General features: G+C 53.0%; 1 pseudogene. It reads right to left on the bottom strand.

The features are described 5' to 3' along the window. Positions 1 to 16: 16 nt before the first annotated feature. A pseudogene (locus tag HMPREF0577_RS10580) lies at positions 17 to 1,585 on the bottom strand (IS1634 family transposase). Positions 1,586 to 1,708: the final 123 nt, after the last annotated feature.

The following is a 1,708-nucleotide window of genomic DNA, read 5'->3' as shown; positions in this document are numbered from 1 at the left end:
CCCGAGTTGCACAGGTTTAGTGACCCAGCTTGTTTAGGATTTTCTGGGTTTCGGGGTTGATTTCTGGTTGGGCTGTGATTTGCTGTCCTCCGGGTAGGCTTATGGTGATTTCCCGGAGGGGTCGTAGGGTTCGGACGAGTTTTTTGGGTGTTATTCCGGTCTTTTGGTACAAATACCGGGATACGGCGAGGGCGGCCATGACGATGGTCAAGTGAGCTTCGATAGCGTCTTTTTGCCGGTGGAATATCGGGCGTGCTCGCAGGCCGGTTTTCGACATGCGGAAGGATTGTTCCACGTGCCACAGTTCGTGATACGAGTCGATAACCTCTGTTGCGGGCATCAACGTGGCGGGAAGGTTTGTGACGTAGCCTTTAAGTCCTTCGAGTTTCTGGGCGCGTTCAAAGGCTTTCTCATCAAAACTACAGCCACTACGAGTGGTTTTGACGAACCTGGGTCGACGTGCGGGTTTTATCCCGTCTACCGCGTCTAGGGCGCGACGACGCTGCGCCTCTAAGGTAACAGAGTCTCTCCTGGCGCGTTTCGCGGAGTACTGCCACACCGCCCGCCACGACGTGCCCATCGTAGGGTTCCATACGGGTTCGACCTTCAGCTTCTTGTTGTTGACTTTACTGTTGGCATGCCGGGGTGTGACCGTGTCGATAATCTGGCTGTCGGCGAAGTAGTCTCCGTTCCAATAAAAATGCGACTCTAAATCATGGGGTGCTTTGGTTTGCCTAGAACCGACAATGAATTTGAATCCGGCTGCGTCCAGAGCCTTGAGGTTCTCGTTGCTGAGCATGCCCGCATCGGCTACCACAACGAAAGAATCCAGGCCGTGACGGTCTTGGAACCCTTTGATAACCGGCAGAAGGGTTTTGGTTTCAGCCTTGTTACCCTCGAAACACCCTATTTCCAGGGGGAACCCGCTACGGTCTACCAGCAGGCCGACCACAATCTGGGGGTCAACACGTCTTTCTTTCGAGTAACCAACTTTACGCAAGCCCTGGTTTTCCCCGCTGTCCTCGTCCTCACATTCAGCCTCGAAATACAGGGTAGTCACATCATACAAAACCAAAGAAAGGTCACCAGACCTCGAAGCGTGTGTGAAGCAGGCCTCAGCCAACCGAGAACGATAATCCCGCCCCGCGCAGCGTTGTAGACAGTTATTGAAAGTATTACGATGCGCCACCTCAACACCGAGTTCCCCAAGAATCCGTATCGTATCCGACTTAGACGCAGGCTCCACAATACGAGCCAAAACCAACTGCTCAAACACGCTATCGTCTATAGCCTGGTCGAACCCAACAGCCCGATACGCCCCCCGGAGCACCGCCCACAGTAGTGCTGATGACTGATGCTGCACTTTCGGCGTAGAACAAAAACCGGTATCCAGGGAATTGAAATCGAATTCCAGCTACCCAGGACGCAGCTCTTTGCGCCCTATCTCAAGTAAAACCGCGAGTTTAGCCTCATCATGAGCCGAACCAAGATGCTTCAAAACCCGGTTCACCCGACCTTGCTTTTCCACTATCTGTACCGCCACAGCACCCGAGGCCGTTCTCACTTTACGCAAAAAAGGCGACATAACCCTAGTCTAACCAAAAACACCACCACCAATTAGTGACCCAAAACCACCACCCCAAAACCCCACCACCAGCACAAACACCCCAAAAAACACGCCATATGCTACAAATATGTGCAACTCAGG

Origin of the sequence: Mobiluncus mulieris ATCC 35243 (assembly GCF_000160615.1) — a bacterium.
GTDB lineage: Bacteria > Actinomycetota > Actinomycetes > Actinomycetales > Actinomycetaceae > Mobiluncus > Mobiluncus mulieris.
This window is presented reverse-complemented; position numbering and strand designations above follow the sequence as displayed.